Origin of the sequence: Acinetobacter sp. 22323 (genome assembly GCF_052044895.1) — a bacterium.
Taxonomy (GTDB): Bacteria; Pseudomonadota; Gammaproteobacteria; order Pseudomonadales; family Moraxellaceae; genus Acinetobacter; species Acinetobacter schindleri.
In genome coordinates, this window is record NZ_JBQEOL010000007.1 from 96,162 (window position 1) to 115,603 (window position 19,442).

The 19,442-nt window shown below is 43.8% G+C and carries 16 protein-coding genes and 2 tRNA genes; 7 read left to right on the forward strand and 11 right to left on the reverse strand.

Features of this window, described 5'->3' with window-relative positions; genetic code table 11:
* Nucleotides 1-259: 259 nt before the first annotated feature.
* The 5 genes from ACTJIX_RS06505 to ACTJIX_RS06525 form a co-directional block, all read right to left on the reverse strand.
* A complete protein-coding gene (locus tag ACTJIX_RS06505) occupies nt 260-1,642 on the reverse strand; it encodes an AAA family ATPase (protein ID WP_440611300.1) in 1,383 nt (460 codons plus the stop codon).
* 37 nt (nt 1,643-1,679) lie between these two features.
* Nucleotides 1,680-3,182, reverse strand: a complete 1,503-nt coding sequence (locus ACTJIX_RS06510; RefSeq protein ID WP_163169067.1) for a UvrD-helicase domain-containing protein — start codon at nt 3,180-3,182, stop codon at nt 1,680-1,682.
* 15 nt (nt 3,183-3,197) lie between these two features.
* Complete coding sequence (gene hisIE / locus ACTJIX_RS06515) at nt 3,198-3,980, reverse strand: bifunctional phosphoribosyl-AMP cyclohydrolase/phosphoribosyl-ATP diphosphatase HisIE (RefSeq protein WP_440611301.1); 783 nt, start codon at nt 3,978-3,980, stop codon at nt 3,198-3,200.
* Nucleotides 3,981-4,197: 217 nt separating this feature from the next.
* Nucleotides 4,198-5,085: an SDR family NAD(P)-dependent oxidoreductase gene (locus ACTJIX_RS06520; protein WP_004810045.1), complete on the reverse strand. Its 888-nt coding sequence runs from the start codon at nt 5,083-5,085 to the stop codon at nt 4,198-4,200.
* 293 nt (nt 5,086-5,378) lie between these two features.
* On the reverse strand, nt 5,379-6,656 hold the full coding sequence (locus ACTJIX_RS06525) for an O-acetylhomoserine aminocarboxypropyltransferase/cysteine synthase family protein (RefSeq protein WP_440611302.1): 1,278 nt from the start codon (nt 6,654-6,656) through the stop codon (nt 5,379-5,381).
* Between the two features lie 317 nt (nt 6,657-6,973).
* Between ACTJIX_RS06525 and ettA the strand changes: the two genes are divergently transcribed.
* Nucleotides 6,974-8,635 (forward strand): energy-dependent translational throttle protein EttA, encoded by a 1,662-nt coding sequence (gene ettA, locus ACTJIX_RS06530; protein WP_004810042.1) that lies wholly within the window; start codon nt 6,974-6,976, stop codon nt 8,633-8,635.
* A 58-nt stretch (nt 8,636-8,693) separates the two neighbouring features.
* Here the strand turns inward: ettA and ACTJIX_RS06535 are convergent, their stop codons facing one another.
* The 6 genes from ACTJIX_RS06535 to ACTJIX_RS06560 form a co-directional block, all read right to left on the reverse strand.
* Nucleotides 8,694-9,104: an SEL1-like repeat protein gene (locus tag ACTJIX_RS06535; protein WP_017401480.1), complete on the reverse strand. Its 411-nt coding sequence runs from the start codon at nt 9,102-9,104 to the stop codon at nt 8,694-8,696.
* A gap of 151 nt (nt 9,105-9,255) precedes the next feature.
* Complete coding sequence (locus ACTJIX_RS06540) at nt 9,256-9,597, reverse strand: hypothetical protein (protein WP_004810038.1); 342 nt, start codon at nt 9,595-9,597, stop codon at nt 9,256-9,258.
* A gap of 165 nt (nt 9,598-9,762) precedes the next feature.
* Nucleotides 9,763-9,838 (reverse strand) — tRNA-Glu (locus ACTJIX_RS06545).
* Nucleotides 9,839-9,872: 34 nt separating this feature from the next.
* Nucleotides 9,873-9,948 (reverse strand) — tRNA-Ala (locus ACTJIX_RS06550).
* Nucleotides 9,949-10,005: 57 nt separating this feature from the next.
* Entirely contained in the window at nt 10,006-11,514 is a 1,509-nt protein-coding gene (gene gltX, locus ACTJIX_RS06555; protein ID WP_004896292.1) for a glutamate--tRNA ligase, read from the reverse strand.
* Nucleotides 11,515-11,649: 135 nt separating this feature from the next.
* A complete protein-coding gene (locus ACTJIX_RS06560; protein WP_004896289.1) occupies nt 11,650-11,979 on the reverse strand; it encodes a hypothetical protein in 330 nt (109 codons plus the stop codon).
* A 388-nt stretch (nt 11,980-12,367) separates the two neighbouring features.
* On the opposite strand from ACTJIX_RS06560, the gene ACTJIX_RS06565 reads away from it, so the two are divergent.
* The 6 genes from ACTJIX_RS06565 to ACTJIX_RS06590 all read left to right on the forward strand — a co-directional run bounded on the left by ACTJIX_RS06565 (nt 12,368) and on the right by ACTJIX_RS06590 (nt 19,435).
* Nucleotides 12,368-13,369: a sulfate ABC transporter substrate-binding protein gene (locus ACTJIX_RS06565; RefSeq protein WP_440611303.1), complete on the forward strand. Its 1,002-nt coding sequence runs from the start codon at nt 12,368-12,370 to the stop codon at nt 13,367-13,369.
* 254 nt (nt 13,370-13,623) lie between these two features.
* Nucleotides 13,624-14,643, forward strand: coding sequence for a sulfate ABC transporter substrate-binding protein (locus tag ACTJIX_RS06570; RefSeq protein WP_005223477.1), 1,020 nt, complete (start codon nt 13,624-13,626; stop codon nt 14,641-14,643).
* A 190-nt stretch (nt 14,644-14,833) separates the two neighbouring features.
* On the forward strand, nt 14,834-15,745 hold the full coding sequence (gene rsmH / locus ACTJIX_RS06575; protein WP_004896284.1) for a 16S rRNA (cytosine(1402)-N(4))-methyltransferase RsmH: 912 nt from the start codon (nt 14,834-14,836) through the stop codon (nt 15,743-15,745).
* 10 nt (nt 15,746-15,755) lie between these two features.
* Nucleotides 15,756-16,088 (forward strand): cell division protein FtsL, encoded by a 333-nt coding sequence (gene ftsL, locus ACTJIX_RS06580; protein ID WP_004810026.1) that lies wholly within the window; start codon nt 15,756-15,758, stop codon nt 16,086-16,088.
* Between the two features lie 15 nt (nt 16,089-16,103).
* A complete protein-coding gene (gene ftsI / locus ACTJIX_RS06585) occupies nt 16,104-17,927 on the forward strand; it encodes a penicillin-binding protein PBP3 (RefSeq protein WP_440611304.1) in 1,824 nt (607 codons plus the stop codon).
* An 11-nt stretch (nt 17,928-17,938) separates the two neighbouring features.
* A complete protein-coding gene (locus tag ACTJIX_RS06590; RefSeq protein ID WP_004896282.1) occupies nt 17,939-19,435 on the forward strand; it encodes a UDP-N-acetylmuramoyl-L-alanyl-D-glutamate--2,6-diaminopimelate ligase in 1,497 nt (498 codons plus the stop codon).
* Nucleotides 19,436-19,442: the final 7 nt, after the last annotated feature.

Genomic DNA, 19,442 nt, shown 5'->3' on the forward strand with positions numbered 1-19,442 from the left:
TACAATGAAAAATGCAAGTAATTCCGATCATATTACAGGATAACAACAACATCAATCTTTTTGTGTACGACTTAACAATTATACGATGACCCCATGAAAACATGGGGTGCATGCTTGAGCACATCGACCGGATTGAACTGAAAATAAAGATCAAACTTGAAGATTCTATTGAAAAAAATGGACAGCCTTGAAGGTCTGCTTCGATAAGGAGCTATTCAGAAAAATTAAATCAGGTTATTTCAAGAGCCAGCTTATTCGCTTAAAACGGAATTTGGGGAATTTTCCGGTCATTCTGATTCAGTAAACGTAGCAACTCCTGTTGCTGCTCTTCATTCAATGTTTGCTGAATCAGTTGCAAGATTGAAAGTGGCGTTACTTGTTCAAGCTCGGGCTCGAGTAGCACGATTTCCTCAGTATTCAGGGTTTCTTGACCCAGGCCTAAATTCGCATAGAGTTGATCAAATTGCGCTGGGATTGTATCAACTTGAACTGGATAGAGTTGTTTATCTTCAAGACACAAACATTGAAAATCTGCTGCCTGTTCCAGTAACTCAGGACGGTTACCAGTCACAATGATTTGCAGTTCAGGAAAGGCTTGATGCAGACGAGACAGAATGACTGCTGCCATGTCCTGATCCAGCTGATGATCAATCGCATCAATCAGTAGAATGCCACTGCCTTCCTTGCATGGAAACAGGCTTTTCGGATTGAGCAGACATAGGCGACGCACAATATCTCCGACTAAGGCAATCCAGTTGCGGATGCTATTCGGTAATTGCTGTAAAGTCTGGGTTTGTCCTTGGTAGCTCACTATCAGCTGCATTTTAGGTTGGTACTGCAAATAGAGATTGCTGACTTCAGGCAGAACGATCGACAAAGCTTCACGCAGGCTATTTAAACTTGGAGTATTCACCTGGATCTGGGCATGTTCAATATGTTTGACCAGTTCATCCATATTGTGTTTTTTATCCTGCTGCGAAGAGCGGCTCAGGATCTGCTCTAGAATCTGCGCACTTTGCGCATTTTCAATGTCGCTGATTTCCCGGAACCATTCAAAAAAACGGGTAAAAGTCGTAAAGGGAATAGCTGCAATTTCATAGGCATACACCGTCTGTAAAATCGCCGGATTATTTTTACTGAGCAGATTGATTTCATTTACAAAACGCTCAGCCGGATAATAGGCAATCAGCGGTAAGCCCAACATTGGATCTTTGGCGAGGGCTTTCTGATACAGTGTGACCATCGCTTCGAGTTGTGATGTATCTACCTTACTCAGTCCCACACCCTGACTATTTAAAGTTTTATAAAGCTGCCAGCTGCACTGCTGGGTAGAAGATTGCTGTTGATCGCTACTTTCTGCAAAAGAGCCAATTTCTTCAGGAAAACGGACCTGAATATTGATCTTGGATTGCAGACGATGTTGCATGATGTCCTGATCCAGCATCACCATACCGGCAGTACGCAGGTCACGATAGCGCGCAGCGAACCAGGTCAGTGCCTGATAGGTGCTACGCAGCAGCGCCGTTTTACCCGAACCCTGATCACCGAGAATTAAGGTAACAGGCAATTTATGATATTTAAATTCAAGCTGGATATCAGAAAAATGCAGGGTATGTTTGAGTTGTATGGATTCGACTTGCATAGACCACCTGTATCGTGATGCCTACATCCATGCCGTACTAGCCTGCTGCCTGCCGTAATGATAGAGGCATTTTAATTTTTAGCTGCTGAATCAGGTCATAAATGTGGTGAATATTTAAGCTTACTTTAGCACGTGTACAGGCCACGTAAAGCAGTCTTAACTCTTCATCACTAATCTTGTGATCTTTTTCATTTAATTTAAATTGGTAGTCATCTTCAATATGGACCCGGTCCCATTCCAGTCCTTTGGCTTTGTGGGCGGTGGAGATGATGTAGTCGGCCTGTCCGATTGGCGTGATCTTGGCCAGCGCAGTTTTCAGCGGATCGGTACCATGCTCATCGACCAGTTTCACCAAAGGTTTAATGTCACTGCCTTCATTGGTCTCGCAATATTCATGTACATCATGCCAAGAGTTAAACCAGGCCAGTTCAGGCACATCCACCACGCGTTTTCCCTGTTTTAACATGGCAGCCGCTTCGACAAAACGGTTGAGCTTGACATGATCGGCCTGTAAACTGACCTTTTCACCACGCACAAGTCCAGCAAGCAGCAGTTCCATGGCTCGGGCATTGGTACGGCATAAAATCGCATCACGCATTTTGGTATGTGGTTTATTCACTACTTTAGAGTTCAGATGCGGATTACCGAGTAAGGGCACGGTTTCATTCAAGGCTCCCAAAATTGCATTGGCATTCAGGGCAATTTCAGGACCAAAACGGAATGAGGTAGTTAGGCGGGATTCTGGTAATGGCAGTTGCTGCATGGCATTGACTGCACCACGCCAGGCATAAATCTGCTGGTGCGCATCCCCGACATAAATCACCTGGGTGCTGCGCTGTTTTAGCAAAATGCCCAGCATCAGGGGATCAGCATCTTGAGCTTCATCAAACAGTACATAATCCGTTGGAATATTCGGTTCTGACAATGCCCAGAGTTTCAGATAAATATCATGTCCGATTCCGGCCTGATGATTCGGATCAATCGATTCCAGCCAGCGACGCTCAACCGCAGGATAGAGTTTCTTTTGCAGGGCTTCGACATCGTCCGGATGTAACCAGCTTGGTGCCTGAATATGCCGTGGAGCAGGGTATTGAGAACTGGTTGAACAGAAATAACCGACCGCATTCGCAACCAGGCTGGCCAAACGCGAAGGCATCATGACATATTTTTCATAACGGCCACCCATCATGCGGCGCAAGGTCATCGGCTCAAGGCGATATTCCTTGGCAATGAAGCTTGGACTGAGGCGGGGCAGGCGCAGTTTATCCGTGACTCCACGTGGAACACTGCGATAGGCCAGTGAGTGGAAAGTCCGGCAGTCCACACCACGATGGAACTTATTTTGTGCTTCCGCAGCAATGGATTTGTTAAATGCCAGATACATGCCACGCCGCTGCGGCATGGCATCGCTGATCATTTGTAAAGTTGTGGTTTTACCTGTGCCGGCATAGGCAATCACTTTAAAAGATTTGCCCAGACGTGCGTTATCAATGGCAGTCGCCTGCTCATAGGTCGCGGTCGGTTTAATTGGCTCAGACACAGTTAAATTGAAAACTTAGTGTGAACGGTTGGCTTTTTCAACCAGACCGGATAAGCCCTGACGACGTGCCAGTTCATTTAGAACCAGTTGTGGATCAAGGTCGAAATAGCCCAGCATCACGATAATATGGAACCACAGATCTGCCACTTCATAGATCAGGTCATTTTTATTGTCTTCGGTTGCTTCAGCTTTAAAGTCTTTGGCAGCAATCACGGTTTCAAAGCTTTCTTCACCGACTTTTTCCAGAATTTTGTTTAGACCTTTGTGATAGAGCTTGGCAACATAAGATGAATCGGGATCAGCCTGCTTACGTTCAGCCATCATCTGACCCAGATAAGACAACACTTCAACCTGTTCTGATTGGGCATTAGATGCATTCATCGCCATGGTATGCGGGTTTGCAGATTTTTCACCATAGATCGCTGCAGGATCTTTAATTTGTACATCGACAATTTCCCAGCCATTCGGCGTCAGTTTGCGATAGAAACAAGATTCACGACCAGTATGACAGGCAATCCCACCATGCTGTTCGATTTGCAGCACAATCACGTCAGCATCACAGTCCAGACGGATTTCATGCACCGTCTGAAAATGACCTGATTCTTCACCCTTATGCCATAACTTATTGCGGGAACGAGAGAAATACACGGCCTGATTCTTTTCTGCAGTCAGCGCCAGTGCTTCACGATTCATCCACGCCACCATCAATACACGACCGGTTTGATGATGCTGGGCAATGGCAGGTACAAGTCCTTGTTCGTTAAATTTTACTTCATCGAGCCATTGCAGGTTATTCATAAGGGTGTCCATCTGTTGAATCAATATCTAAATGTTTAATACATGCGGATCAAATATCCGTCCGATAGTGTACGTGATCTGAGATCATTTGCGGCAAAAATCTGTATCTGAAATGACAGGATCTGTCGTGATAACTCAGGGTATCTTGATTGATGACCGATCAAAATAACAAAGCCGCCAGCAGGCGGCTTGGTTCAAAGTGCATTTTCGCCTGAACTTACCAGTGCTCACCCGGGAAGATACGTGCATATGCTTTCTGCACCCAGTTCAGCTTCTGTGGCTGACCTACAGAGGCAGATGAACTTGGGAAAAGGTTGTAGCCGATCGACATCAGTTTATTGTTAATGTCTGGTGCAATTGCATAAGTAATTGAAGCTAGACGACCCAAACCGGTAGCAACTTTTTTCGGTCGTTTCACAATTGCATGTGCAATCAGATCAGATGCTTCTTCAGGAGAAAGTGTCGGAACATATTTATAGATCTTGGTTGGTGCAATCATTGGCGTACGTACCAATGGCATATAGATGGAAGTAATTGCGATCTTATGTGAATTGACTTCTGCAGACAGACAGCGGCTAAATGCATCCAAGGCTGCTTTCGATGCCACATAAGCAGAGAAGCGGGTCGCATTTGCCAATACCCCAATCGAACTGATATTGATGATGTGACCCTGACGACGAATCATCATATGTGGCAGGATGTTCATCACCAGGCGCACAGCACCGAAATAGTTCAGCTGCATGGTACGTTCAAAATCGTGGAAGCGGTCTACAGATTCATGTACCGCACGACGGATCGAACGACCGGCATTGTTAATCAGAATATCAATGTGATCAACAGAAGCCAGAATCTGTTTGGATACTTCATCAATGGCGTCCAGATTATTCAGGTCACACGGAAAAACTGTTGCCATGCCGCCTTTTGCTTCAATTTCTTCTTTTACCTGGTCCAGAGTCTCTTTGGTACGTGCTACTAGCAGGACATGTGCACCTGCATCTGCCAGACGATGTGCTGCTGTCAGGCCAATGCCGCTGGATGCACCTGTAATGAGGATGGTTTTGCCTTGAACTCGTTTCAGTAGATGTTTCTGTAGTCTGGATTTCACGTTTGTTATTCCTGAAATATGCTGTAGGTTTACGTTTTTTCTTATTTGGTTTGTACGTAGGTATGCACGAAAGTTCGTACACAATGAAGTCTGTATATGATAACGAATTATGCAGGAAAATCCAGAGATTAAGTTGTTGAAAATAAGGAAAATTTTAGAGTAATTGCTCTATTTTTAAACTACGTTTCAATTAATTTTTATTGTGATCTAACCATAAGATAAAGCTCATGAAAAGTAAAGCCAGATAAAAAACTCCATCAGAAATGATGGAGTTTTTTGCTTTAAAAGAAGGCTTAAACGGCTGCGAGTGACTGTTCCAGATCAGCAATCAGGTCATCAATGTGTTCAATCCCGATAGAAAGACGAACCATATCTTCACTCACGCCAGCCGATTTAAGTTCTTCTGGATTAAGCTGGCGATGAGTCGTAGTGGCCGGATGACAGGCCAGACTCTTGGCATCCCCAATATTGACCAGACGGGTGAACAGCTGCAGGGCATCAATAAAACGAGCACCGCCTTCACGACCACCTTCAACACCAAAAGTCAGAATGGCAGACGGTTTCCCTTTCATATATTTCTGCGCCAAAGCATGCTGAGGATGATCTTTCAGACCAGCGTAATTGACCCATTTTACTTTTGGATGCTGCTGCAAATATTCCGCAACTTTAAGTGCATTTTCAGTATGACGTTCCATACGTAGACTTAAAGTTTCCAGTCCTTGCAAAATTAAAAATACATTTTGCGGGCTGATTGCCGCACCAGTATTACGTAATGGCACGACACGGGCGCGGGCAATATAGGCTGCTTCACCCAAAGCTTCAACATAGTTCACGCCATGATAGCTTGGGTCAGGTGTATTCAGGGCAGGGAAGCGTGCTGCATGTTTGCCCCATGGAAACTTGCCGCTATCGACAATAATGCCGCCAATCGAATTGCCATGCCCGCCAATATATTTGGTCAGTGAGTGCACTACGATATCGGCACCGAAATCAAAAGACTTCTGCAAGACAGGAGTTGCTACAGTGTTGTCAACAATCACGGGTACGCCGTATTCATGCGCAATCTTTGAAATCGCTTCCAAGTCGATAATGTTGCCGAGTGGGTTACCAATTGATTCCACAAAAACCAGTTTGGTTTTGTCGTCAATCAGACCACGCAGTGCTTCCGGGTTTTGATAGTCAAAGAAGCGGACTTCAATGCCTTGCTTTGGCAGTGTATGTGCAAACAGGTTATAGGTGCCACCATATAAAGTAGACACTGAAGCAATATTGTCTCCGGCTTCAGCAATGGTCTGAATCGCATAGGTAATCGCAGCCATGCCGGATGCCAATGCCAGTGCGCCAATACCACCTTCTAGCGCAGCAATACGCTGTTCTAATACTGCTGTGGTCGGATTCATGATACGGGTATAAATATTGCCCTGAACTTTCAGGTCAAACAGGTCTGCGCCATGCTGGGTATTGTCAAAGGCATAAGAGGTGGTCTGATAAATTGGCACCGCGACAGCTTTGGTGGTGGGTTCCGGGCTATAACCTGCGTGAATTGCTAAAGTTTCTGCTTTATAAGTCATGATCGTTAGTCTTCTTTGTGTTTTGCTTTAATAAAATTGCTCAAATATTAGCACTTGAAATATGAAGAAAAGTGCATATTTATTCAGATGAATATCTTAATTCACGATATAACCTCAACAAAATAATGCAAGTTCAGGTACTAAAAATTCTGTTTGAAAAATAAACAGGATTAAACTTGTAACAAGGCATTAACTTCACCGGAATGGCTTATGTTTTGGAGACATTCTGCGTATAATAGCCGATTATTTTTTCGCTCATGATTGAGCAGGGGAAATTCATTTTTTCCCCATCTGGTTTTTCAATTGAGGAGTCCTACGTGGCCCAATATATTTATACGATGAACCGAGTATCCAAGATGGTTCCGCCGAAGCGCGAAATCCTCAAAGATATCTCCTTATCATTTTTCCCAGGCGCAAAAATTGGTGTGCTTGGTCTGAACGGTGCGGGTAAATCTACTTTGCTTCGTATTATGGCGGGCGTAGATAAAGATTTCTCTGGTGAAGCTCGTGCGCAACCGGGTATCAAAATCGGTTATCTGGAGCAAGAACCACCTTTGGATGAAACCAAAGACGTTCGTGGTAATGTTGAAGATGGCGTACGTGAAGCACTTGATGCTTTGGCACGTTTGGATGAAGTTTTCGCTGAATATGCAGCAGAAGATGCAGATTTCGATGCACTTGCAAAAGAGCAAGAAAAGCTAGAAGCGATTATTCAGACTTGGGATGCGCATAACCTGAACAACCAGCTTGAACAGGCTGCAGCTGCATTAAACCTGCCAGCTTGGGATGCTGATGTAACTAAATTGTCTGGTGGTGAGCGCCGTCGTGTTGCACTTTGCCGTCTGCTTCTGTCTAAGCCAGACATGTTACTTCTAGACGAACCGACGAACCACTTGGATGCATCATCTGTATCCTGGTTAGAGCGTTTCTTGAAAGACTTCCCGGGTACCATCGTTGCGATCACGCATGACCGTTACTTCCTGGATAACGTAGCAGAGTGGATTCTTGAACTTGACCGTGGCATGGGCATTCCATACCAAGGCAACTACTCTTCTTGGTTAGAGCAGAAAAATGCCCGTTTAGAGCAGGAACAGAAGCAAGAAGAATCTTTTGCTAAAGCACTTAAGAAAGAACTTGAATGGGTTCGTTCTAATGCCAAAGGTCAGCAAAAGAAAAACAAAGCACGTATGGAACGGTTTGAAGAGCTTAACTCGCGCGAATTCCAGCAACGTAACGAAACGTCTGAAATCTACATTCCACCTGGTCCACGTCTAGGTAACAAGGTTGTAGAAGTTGAAGGTATCAGCAAATCGTTTGGTGATCGTACGCTCTATAAAGATTTATCGTTTGTTGTACCGCCTGCTGCGATTGTGGGTATTGTCGGTGAAAACGGTGCGGGTAAAACCACACTCTTCCGTATGATGACAGGCGAATTACAACCTGATACGGGTACAGTAACTTTAGGTGATTCAGTTAAAGTTGCTTATGTAGGGCAGATTCGTGACACCTTAGATAACAACAAAACTGTTTGGGAAGAAGTTTCTGGCGGTTTAGATATCTTGCGTATTGGTGAATACGAAATTGCATCACGTGCGTACATCGGCCGTTTTAACTTTAAAGGCCAAGATCAGCAAAAACGTGTCGGTCAGTTGTCAGGTGGTGAGCGTAACCGTTTACAGCTTGCAAAAATCCTGCAAATGGGCGCTAACGTAATCTTACTCGATGAACCGTCGAACGACTTGGACATCGAAACTTTACGTGCACTCGAAGACGCGATTCTTGTCTTCCCGGGTACAGTGATGGTGATCTCGCATGACCGTTGGTTCCTTGACCGTATTGCAACGCACATCCTGTCATTCGAAGGTGAAACACCTGAATTCTTCACCGGTAACTATGCAGAATTCGAAGAATATCGTCGTAAGCGGGATGGGGATGACCTTGTTGCGAAACGTCAGAAATACCGCAAAATTGGTGCTTAATTAAAGCGCAAAAAAACCAGCCCTAGGGCTGGTTTTTTATCCTCTATTCTTAAGTTTTTCAGCTTTCTATTTCTGATAAAAGTTGTGCAGCCTTACTATGATTTTGCTGTCTGGCTTTATCTAACCATAATCTGGCCTGTTCATCATTTTGATCTAGACCTAGTTTCCCATGCAAATAATACACGCCAAGTCGATATTGTGCTTCCATATGTCCTCTTAACCCTGCACTCAGGTAGTTCCAGACAGCATTGCGTTGATAGATGTGTTTTGGGGTTAGGCGTTGGCTAATCTCTGGTACAGCCTGTAGTTGTTGCAGGGTCATGCAAAGTGACTCATATTGCAAAGCCTGCAAATAATAAGTATCTGCTTCACTTGGCTGCTCCTCAATGAATGGAATAGGTGGATCATTACAAGAAAATAGAAAATTTATAATTTTTTTAAGCATTTTTATTATTCCTTTATGTTGCATCCCTGCAATAAATTGGAATCCTTTTTTATAAGAATAAATTACACCAGTTTGTCTGATGATGTTTTTAAATTTTTAGATAATCCGATAAAACTAATCTAATGAAAGGCATAAAAAAGACTGCCGAAGCAGCCTTAAATACGAAAGAGAAAAATCAGATTTCCCATTCATGATTACATTCACGGCATTTCCATTTTTTCTGGCTTTGCATGAATGCCTGCATAGAAATTTTAAAGTCAGGCAAGTCTTTATAGAACATAAAGCCTGCAATCAGACAGATCACGAATACAATCACTGTCGCAGTCTGTAGGGTAGTGCCTGCGCCGTCACCAAAAATCCACATACCAATACTGATGATCACCAGCAGAAGTAAGACAAATAGGGCAGGTACAAGAAGTACCAAGCTTTTTGGCACGACTGGACGTGCTGCTGGCTGACCTGGTTGTGCAAGCGGCATAATTTTAGGACTTTGACATTTCGGACAACGGTATTGCATTGCAACTCCAGAATTTTTCAATTTTGTCTATTTTAATCTTAATCATACAGAAAGCCAAAAGTGGCTCAAAGTTATCATAATAAATTTCAGACAATAAAAAACCCAAGTCGCAATGCTTGGGTTTTTTATTAAGATCACCATAATATATTATGGTGATCTTAAATATGGCGTCCCTACGGGGATTCGAACCCCGGTTACCGCCGTGAAAGGGCGATGTCCTAGGCCTCTAGACGATAGGGACAAATGAGGCAAATACACAAGTAAAGCAAGACTTTTGGTGGAGTCAAGGAGGATCGAACTCCTGACCTCTACAATGCCATTGTAGCGCTCTACCAACTGAGCTATGACCCCAGTCTGTGTGAGCGCTATATTATGGATATAACGTTCACACGTCAACTAAAAATTTAATTAAGCTTCATCAACTGCATCATTTTTCGGCAATTTTAAGCTTTCATTAAGTTTTTCCCAGACTTTCAGCTCTTTTTTGCTTGGACCACCGACAATTTCCAGGGCATGACGCAGACGGGCAAAGGTCAGGTCCGGTCCAATCGTCACCATGGTTTGCATCACGGGTGTAGATGCAGTTGAACCGGCAATGGCAATAAAGAAGGCTGGCATAAAGTCACGCAACTTGATGCCCATCTGATTGGCAAGATCCATCAGAGTTTGGCTGACCGTATCATTATTCCAGGTAAACAGGCTTTCCAGACGCCAAATTGCAAACTGCAAACTTTGACGTACCTGTTCTTCAGTCAGTTTTTTGCTTTCAAACTGTTCTTTAGACAGCGTAGGGAAATGGTTGAAATAATGCGCTGACCAGTTCACCGCTTCTGACAACAGGTTGATACGTGGTTGAATCGCAGCAGCAATTTCTTCTAATTTGGCACGATCAGCTTTCCAGGTCAGCAAGGTATCCAGAAGCTCAGCTGGAGAAAGTGCCTTAATCCACTGACCATTCAGCCAATTTAATTTTTCAACATCAAAGATCGGGCCGCCAAGAGAAACACGATTAATGTCAAAGTGTTCAATCATCTCAGTCAGTGTAAATTTTTCACGCTCATCTGGCATTGACCAGCCCATACGACCCAAGTAGTTCAGCAGGGCTTCTGGCAATACACCGATGTCTTTATAGTAGTTAATAGACGTCGGGTTTTTACGCTTAGACAGTTTTGATTTGTCCGGATTACGCAGTAGTGGCATGTGGCACAGCACTGGCATGTCCCAACCAAAATATTTGTATAGCAACTGATGTTTAGGCGCAGAAGGAATCCATTCTTCACCGCGAATCACATGGGTGATTTGCATCAGGTGATCATCGACCACGTTTGCCAAATGATAAGTTGGCAGACCGTCAGTTTTTAGCAGAATTTGCATGTCGACTTGCGCCCATGGAATTTCTACTTCACCACGCAACATATCATTGAAGGTACATACACCTTCAGTTGGCACTTTCATACGAATCACATGCGGTTCGCCAGCTGCCAGACGACGTGCGACTTCTTCTTTAGAGAGTTTCAAACCACGGCCATCGTAACGTGGTGATTCACCACGTGCCTGCTGTTCAGCACGCATTTCATCTAACTCTTGCGCAGTCGCAAAACAGTAGAAGGCATGACCTTTATCTACCAGCTCTTCAGCATATTTTTTATAGATGCTCATACGTTCTGACTGACGGTATGGCGCATGTGGACCGCCAACATCCGGACCTTCAGACCAGTTCAGGCCTAACCAGCGCAAAGAATCCAGAATCATTTTCTCTGATTCAGGGGTAGAGCGCAGCTGATCAGTATCTTCAATACGAAGAATAAATTCACCGCCGTGCTGCTTTGCAAAGCACAGGTTAAACAAGGCAATATAGGCAGTTCCTACATGAGGAAAACCTGTAGGAGAAGGGGCAATACGAGTACGAACAGTCATAGTCGGATGGAATCTAAATATAAATTTCTGGCTATTATAACGAAAAAGCCACATCACTTAATGCTTAATTCAACATTGAATGATATGGCTTTAGATCAGAAGCAGTTTTAAATGTTGCGAGCTGTCAGCTGATAATTAGGAATTGCTGCTAAAGAAAAAATTTTGCAGAAAACGAGTAAAACTCTGGTTTTGATCGGCAAAAAAGTTTTGTGATGGACGTACTTTAATTGCAGTCAAAACTTTCAGGTTTTCTTCAGGATGCAGAGATTTTTCAGTTTTTTGCTGCTGAATTGCCTTTTCAATAGGAGATGACTTAGTCACTGTTACTGCTGGTTTAGAGGCAGCAGCTGTTAGTGCAGCCGGATTATTAACTAGCTCAGGGTGCGCAACAACAGCGTTGCTGAATTGTGCGGTAAATAAAATGGATAGGCTCAGGATGCCGGTCTTGAACGTTGCAAATTTCATGTCCAAACTCCCTCTCTTGTTGTGGTGCTGGATTTATAGTCTTAGGTTTTTTGTTGTGTTGAATACAATTCAATCACATTTAACCTCTAAAAAGTAGAACCAAGTCACAAAATTTACAAAAAAAATAAATATGACAATGGAAAATTGAGAAAAATCAGAGATCACCTCATAACGGCGCTATTTTTAGCACAGGACTATGAAGAGACTATGAAGATTATATCCTAAAGTAATCAATTGATAGGCGATAAGTATAAAAAATGCAGAGAATTGTCATTTATAAGATATCTGAAAATAAGAAAAACTTTAAAATTATTATTATAAGCATATGATTGTTAAATATATTTCAAATTTATATAGTGTTTTTTAGATAAACAAAAGAGCTATTGTAATGAAAAAAATAATTGTATCTGCATTTTTCGCAGTGCTTTCGGGGACAAGTACACAGCTGGCAATAGCCAAAGATTTCCTGAATGTTTCCTACGATCCAACCCGTGAGTTCTATCAGGAATATAATGAAGAATTCGGCAAATTCTGGAAACAAAAAACCGGACAAACGGTTAACTTTAAGCAGTCACATGGGGGTTCAGGTAAACAGGCCCGTTCCGTAGTGGATGGTTTACAGGCAGATGTCGTAACATTGGCACTGGCCAATGACATTGAAGAAATCGTCACTGCTGGTCTGATTCATAAAGGCTGGCAAAAAGAGTTTCCGAATAACTCAGCACCTTATACTTCGACTATTGTCTTCTTGGTGCGTAAGGGTAATCCAAAACAGATTAGAGACTGGAATGACCTAACCAAGCTAGGGGTCGAAATTATTACCCCAAATCTGAAAACCGGTGGCGCACCACGCTGGATTTATCTGTCTGCCTGGGGCTATGCGCTGAAACAGCCGGGTGGTAATGATATCCAGGCCAAAGAACTGGTGAAAAAATTATATGGCAATGTCAAAGTGCTGGATTCAGGTGCGCGTGGATCTTTAACCACTTTTGCTGAGCGTGGCATCGGTGACGTGTTGTTGTCTTGGGAAAATGAAGCCTTGCTGGCGACTCAAGGTTTAGGTAAAGACAAATACGAAATTGTTTATCCGTCTATCTCGATCTTGGCTGAACCATCGGTGGCGATTGTCGACAAAAGTGTCGCGAAAAATGGTAATGCGAATCTGGCTAAAGGTTATTTGAACTACTTGTATTCACCGAAGGGACAGGAACTGGCAGCGAAATATTATTTCCGTCCGCGTGACCAAAAAGCGGCTGCAAAGTATGCAAAACAGTTTCCAAAAATTCAAACCTTTACAATTGATAAAGTGTTTGGTGGTTGGGCCAAGGCACAGAGAACTCATTTCGTAAATGGTGCAATCTACGACCAGATTTCTGCTGAAAACCGCTAATTTGCCATGGTTTTCTAAATACTTGATAAGACGGCAAAACGGATAAATTGCTTATCCGTTTTTTTCATATCTAAAGAATAAAATGCTATAAAACCTGCATAGCTCTATATTGTTAAAATTTTTATTATATAAAACATAATATTAAAACAAAAAATAACTGAATATTACCCTGTATACACTTTGTTTGCTGAATTGCGAAAAATAACTTTATTTCATATAGTTATATGAATACAAGATAATCCTCCCGTGCTCTCATGAAAACTCAGTTAAAATCAATATTTAGCGCTGCCTTATTGGCAACAGGTTTGACATTTACCGCAACTGCCACGCAAGCAGCTGACCGTGATTTTTTAAACGTGTCTTATGATGCAACCCGCGAGTTCTATGACGAATTCAATAAATCTTTTGGTGCTTACTGGAAAAGCCGCACCGGTATTAATGTAAACTTTAAACAGTCGCATGGTGGTTCTGGTAAACAGGCACGTTCGGTTGTTGATGGTCTGAAAGGCGATGTTGTGACGCTGGCTTTAGCCAATGACATTGAAGAAATCGTAAAATCGGGCCAGATCAAAGCGGGTTGGCAAAAGGAATTCCCATATAACTCTGCACCGTATACCTCGACTATTGTATTTATGGTGCGTAAGGGTAACCCTAAAGGAATTAAAGACTGGAAAGATCTGACTAAACCAGGCGTGGAAATTATTACACCAAACCCGAAAACTGGTGGTCTGCCACGTTGGGTGTATTTGTCAGCTTGGGGTTATGCAGAAAAACAACCGGGTGGCAGCAAGGCGAAAGCTCAAGAGTTTGTGGGCAAGCTTTATAAAAACGTAAAAGTCATGGACTCAGCTGCACGTGCATCGATGACTACCTTTGCAGAGCGTAATATTGGTGATGTATTGTTGACCTGGGAAAATGAAGCTTTAGTGACGCAAAAAACACTGGGTAAAGACAAGTTTGATATTATCTACCCATCTCTGACGATTCTGACTGAACCTTCTGTGGCAATTGTGGATCGTACTGTCGAGAAAAATGGCAATAAATGGTTAGCAACAGGCTATATCAATTATTTATATTCTCCACTCGGTCAGGAAATGGCAGCAAAACATTATTACCGTCCACGTAATCAGGAAGTTTTAGCGAAATACTCGAAGCAGTTCCCGAAAATCAAAACTTTTACCATTGATGAAGTATTCGGTGGCTGGGCCAATGCACAGAAAACTCATTTCGTGAATGGGGCGCTCTTTGATCAGATTTATAACTCAAAACGTTAATTTGTTGATTTAAAATTTAATTTTATAAATAAAGAAGCTTCCTCCAAGGAAGCTTTTTTATCGTTTGAGTAAAAATAAAAACGGTTTTCTCTATGGAAAATAATATTTATCTACAAAAAGTCGTTTGGAGCTTTAGCTAAACAGAGTGATAATGTGCAGTTAAATTTTTCGCCCTATTGATTGAGTTTTTATGTCCCATATTTCTGTATTGCTTCACGAAACCGTTGATGCCCTGGTGGCTGATCGAAATACGGGAATTTATGTGGATGGAACCTTCGGCCGTGGTGGCCATACGCGTCTTTTATTATCTAAATTAGATGAAAATGCCCGTGTTTATGCCTTTGATAAAGACCCTCAGGCACTTGAAACAGCGGCGATCCTGGAACAGGAAGATCCCCGGTTTAAAATTATTCATGCCAGCTTTGCTGACCTTAAAGAAGCACTTGCTGAGCATGGTATAGAAAGCGTGGATGGCGTGATGGCGGATTTAGGCGTGTCATCTCCACAGCTGGATCAGGCTGAACGTGGCTTTAGCTTTATGAAAGATGGTCCGCTGGATATGCGTATGGACAATTCACAAGGCCCGACCGCAGCTGAGTGGCTGGTGAATATTGAAGAAGAAGCTTTGGCCAATATCATTTTCCAGTATGGCGAAGAGCGATATAGCCGCCGGATTGCCAAAGCGATCAAGGCTGCCGGATATATTGATACGACAGCCAAGCTGGCAGAAATTGTCAAAGTGGCACACCCGAAATGGGAAAAAAATAAACATGCGGCAACCCGAACTTTCCAGGCGATTCGTATTGCTATTAATAAAGAATTAGAAGATATTGAAGTTTTCCTGCCACAAGCCGTTGAAGTACTTAAACCTCATGGCCGTTTGGCGGTTATTAGCTTCCATTCATTGGAAGACCGTTTAATTAAACAATTTATTCAAAAAGAATCTACCTTAGAGGAAGACTCGGGCTGGGGGATGCCGCAACAACGCAAGGATACACGTCGACTGAAAAAAGTATCCCGTATCAAGGCAAGTGATGAGGAAGTGAAAGCCAATCCTCGTTCACGTAGTGCATGGCTCCGAGTTGCAGAACGTTTAGCTTAATAGGCAAATAATGAAAACTGAAGTGGTCGAAAGGAAGTTGAATCAGTCAGGGATGAAGAAAGCCATTACTTACGGCATTCTGTTGATGATGGTTTTCATCAGTGCTGTATTTGTGGTATTTCAAGTCTTTGAATATCGTCAGGATTACCGAAAACTGAGCAGCTATCTGCGTGAGCGTGATGATCTCAATGCGGAGTGGGGGCGTTTGCTGATCGAGCAGCAGACCTTTGGTGCAACCGCCCAGATCGGAACACGTGCCGTGACCCAGCTCAGAATGTATTCTCCTCCTGTTTCACAGACCGTGGTGATTTCATTGCCACAAACTTCAGATGTAAAAAAATAAGGCTAGCGCTCAGACATGGTAGACAAGAAAACCAAGCAAGTGGCACGTAAAAAACAGTCCGTGACGACAAAAAATGCTTTAAGCGTTGATATTAGCCGTTTTTATATTATGTGGGCCGTGGTACTGCTGTGCTTTCTGGCTTTGATCGGGCGCGCTTTTTATGTACAGGTGATTAATAAAGAATTCCTGCAGAACAAGGCCAATGCCAAGATTTTAAGAACCGACAAAATTAAAGCCATGCGCGGTGTGATTTATGACCGTAATGGCGTGCCACTGGCGATAAGTACTCCAATTATGCGGGTGGTGATTGATCCACGTGATTATTTTGATAATAAAAAACTCTATGATGAAACGCTTCAGGCTTTGGAAAAGGATCCGAATAACCGCAAGCTGAAACGTCAGTTACCGGATAAAAACCTGAACCTGGATGAACTGGCTGATGCGGTGGGTATGGATCGTGCCGACCTGCGCAAGAAAATGGAAGCGCGTCCGCGTTCCCGTTATCTGATCCTGAAAAAAGAAGTTCCGCCTCAACAGGCTGAGCTGATTATGAAGCGTAATTTCCAGGGTGTATACACCGAGAAAAACTATAAGCGTTACTATCCGCAGCCACAACCGAACTCACAGATTATTGGCTTGACCAACAGTGAGAGTGTGGGCATTGAAGGCCTGGAAATGCAGCTGAATACCCGTCTATCAGGTGTAGACGGCGAGCAGCAGATAGTACGTGATAAGAAGGGCAACCGCGTTAAAGACCCTGAAATTATTAAAGAAGTTGAAGCAGGGGAAAATATCACGCTTAGCATCGATTCACGCTTGCAGTACATTATGTATCGTGAACTGACTGCAGCAGGTGTTGCAAATAATGCCCGTTCTGCAACCGCAATCGCGGTGGATGTGAAGACGGGTGAAATTCTGGCGATGACTTCATGGCCAGCTTATAACCCGAATGATAAAAACGGATTATTGAACAAAGATGCGATGCGTAACCGCGGTGCGGTCGACTCTTTCGAGCCGGGTTCAACCATGAAGCCGCTGACTGTAGCGATGGCGCTGGAAAGTGGTAAATACACAGCCAATTCAGTGGTGAATACGACCCCGGGAAGTATGCGGGTCGGGAATCACACAATCCGGGATACCCACAATTATGGGCAATTAACCTTGGGTGGTATTATCCAGAAATCCTCTAACGTTGGTGTCGCCAAACTGGCGTTATCACTGCCTTATGAAACCTTGCCGACTTTCTATAAACGCCTTGGTTTTGGTCAGCGTTCTGCCGTGAAATTCCCGGGTGAAAGTGCCGGTCTGATTCTGCCACCTAGTAAATGGAACGTGTCTGAAGTGGCGACTATGTCTTATGGTTATGGTCTGAATGCGACGGTGCTACAACTGGCTGATGCCTATGCCATGCTGGCTAACAAGGGCGTAAAAGTCCCACTAAGCCTGTACAAATTAGAAGAGCAGCCGAAAGGCGAGCAGATGATTGATCCGAAAATTGCAGACCAGGTTCTGCTGATGATGGAAACTGCAACCTTGCCAGGGGGTACCGCTACTCGTGCGACAGTGCCAGGTTATCGGGTTGCAGGTAAAACAGGGACTGCGCATAAATTGCGTGCTGACCGTAAAGGTTATTCGACCAATGAATACCGTGCTTTATTTGCCGGCGTGGCACCAGTCAGTGACCCACGGATCGCTATGGTGGTGGTGGTAGAAAACCCGCAAGGCACCTACTATGGTGGTACGGTATCTGCGCCGGTCTTTGCGCGTGTAATGCAAGAGTCTTTACGCTTGCTGAATGTCCCATTGGACAAACCTTTAGAATCTCCCCAAGTCCAGTAAACAGGTGATCAATGTCGATAACATTTCAAGATCTCTACGCCGTTCAAGATAGTGCTGAATGGATGCGACAATCCTTTCAGGGCTTTGAGCTGGACAGCCGAAAAGTAAAATTAGGGCAAATTTTTATTGCCCTGACCAGTCTGTCTCAACCTGAGAAAACTGTGGAATATGCGAAAAAAGCGCTATCTCTAGGAGCACTGGCAGTCATTTCTGAACAGGATCTCGGAATCTCTCCTGCATTAGTCGTGACAAATGTACGGCATCTAATGGGGGGGTGGCAGAAACGTTATCTGCAAGCGACCCAGCCAGTACAGGCTGCAAGTATTCTGGCCGTGACTGGAACCAATGGAAAAACCACCATTTCTCGCTTGGTCGCAGAACTCTTGATGCTGCAAGGCAAACCTTGTGCGGTGATGGGCACCACGGGCAATGGAATTTTGCCAAATCTGGAAGCCTCTTCGCATACCACACTGGATGCGCTGCAATTGCAAAATGCCCTACATGGTTATGCGCAAGCGGGCGCAGAATTTGCTTCGATTGAAGCCAGTTCGCATGGTCTTGAACAAGGCCGCTTAAATGGCTGTGATATTGAAATTGCAGCTTATAGCAACCTGAGCCGTGACCATCTGGATTATCACGGTACGCTGGAAGCTTATGCTGAGGCCAAGTCACGTTTATTCAAATTTGAATCTCTGAAAGTTGCGATCATTAATCTGGATGACGCACATGCTCAGGTGATGATTGAGGCGGCTCAGGCTAATCTAGCGCAGCCGAAAATTTTGACTTATTCATTGTCGCAAGCTGCTGACTATCAGGTACAGGATATTCAATACCGGATTTCTGGTGCAGAATTTAAACTGATCACTGCGCAGGGTACATTCACCGTACACAGTCCACTCTTGGGTCATTTCAATGTTGAAAACCTAGTGGCGAGTCTGGTTGTTGCAGAACAGGCTGGTTTTGATTTAGCAAATTTGATTGAGACTGTGCCTAATCTAAAAGGCGCACCGGGTCGTATGCAGGTACTGCGTGATGGTGAGCGCTTGTTTGTAGTGGATTATGCCCATACGCCAGATGCTTTGACGCAGGTATTGGTGACTTTAAAACGCCATGTCAATAACAAGCTCTGGGCGGTATTTGGCTGTGGTGGTGACCGTGATCGTGGTAAACGTCCATTGATGGCACAAGCGGCTCTCAATGGTTCGGATATTGCGATTTTAACCTCTGACAATCCGCGTACTGAAAACCCGGAACAGATTTTCGCGGATATGAAGCAAGGTATCGATTTCGCTGGTAAAACTTATCAGGAAATTCATGACCGCCGTGAAGCGATCAAGTTTGTAGTGAAACATGCGCAAGCGGGTGATATTGTCGTGATTGCAGGCAAAGGGCATGAAAATTATCAGGAAATCGATGGCGTTCGCCATTGGTTTGATGATGTTGTCGAAGTACAGGCGGCCATTGATGCGCAGCACTGTAACTCTGATTCAGCATATCCAGCGCAGTAATAGGACG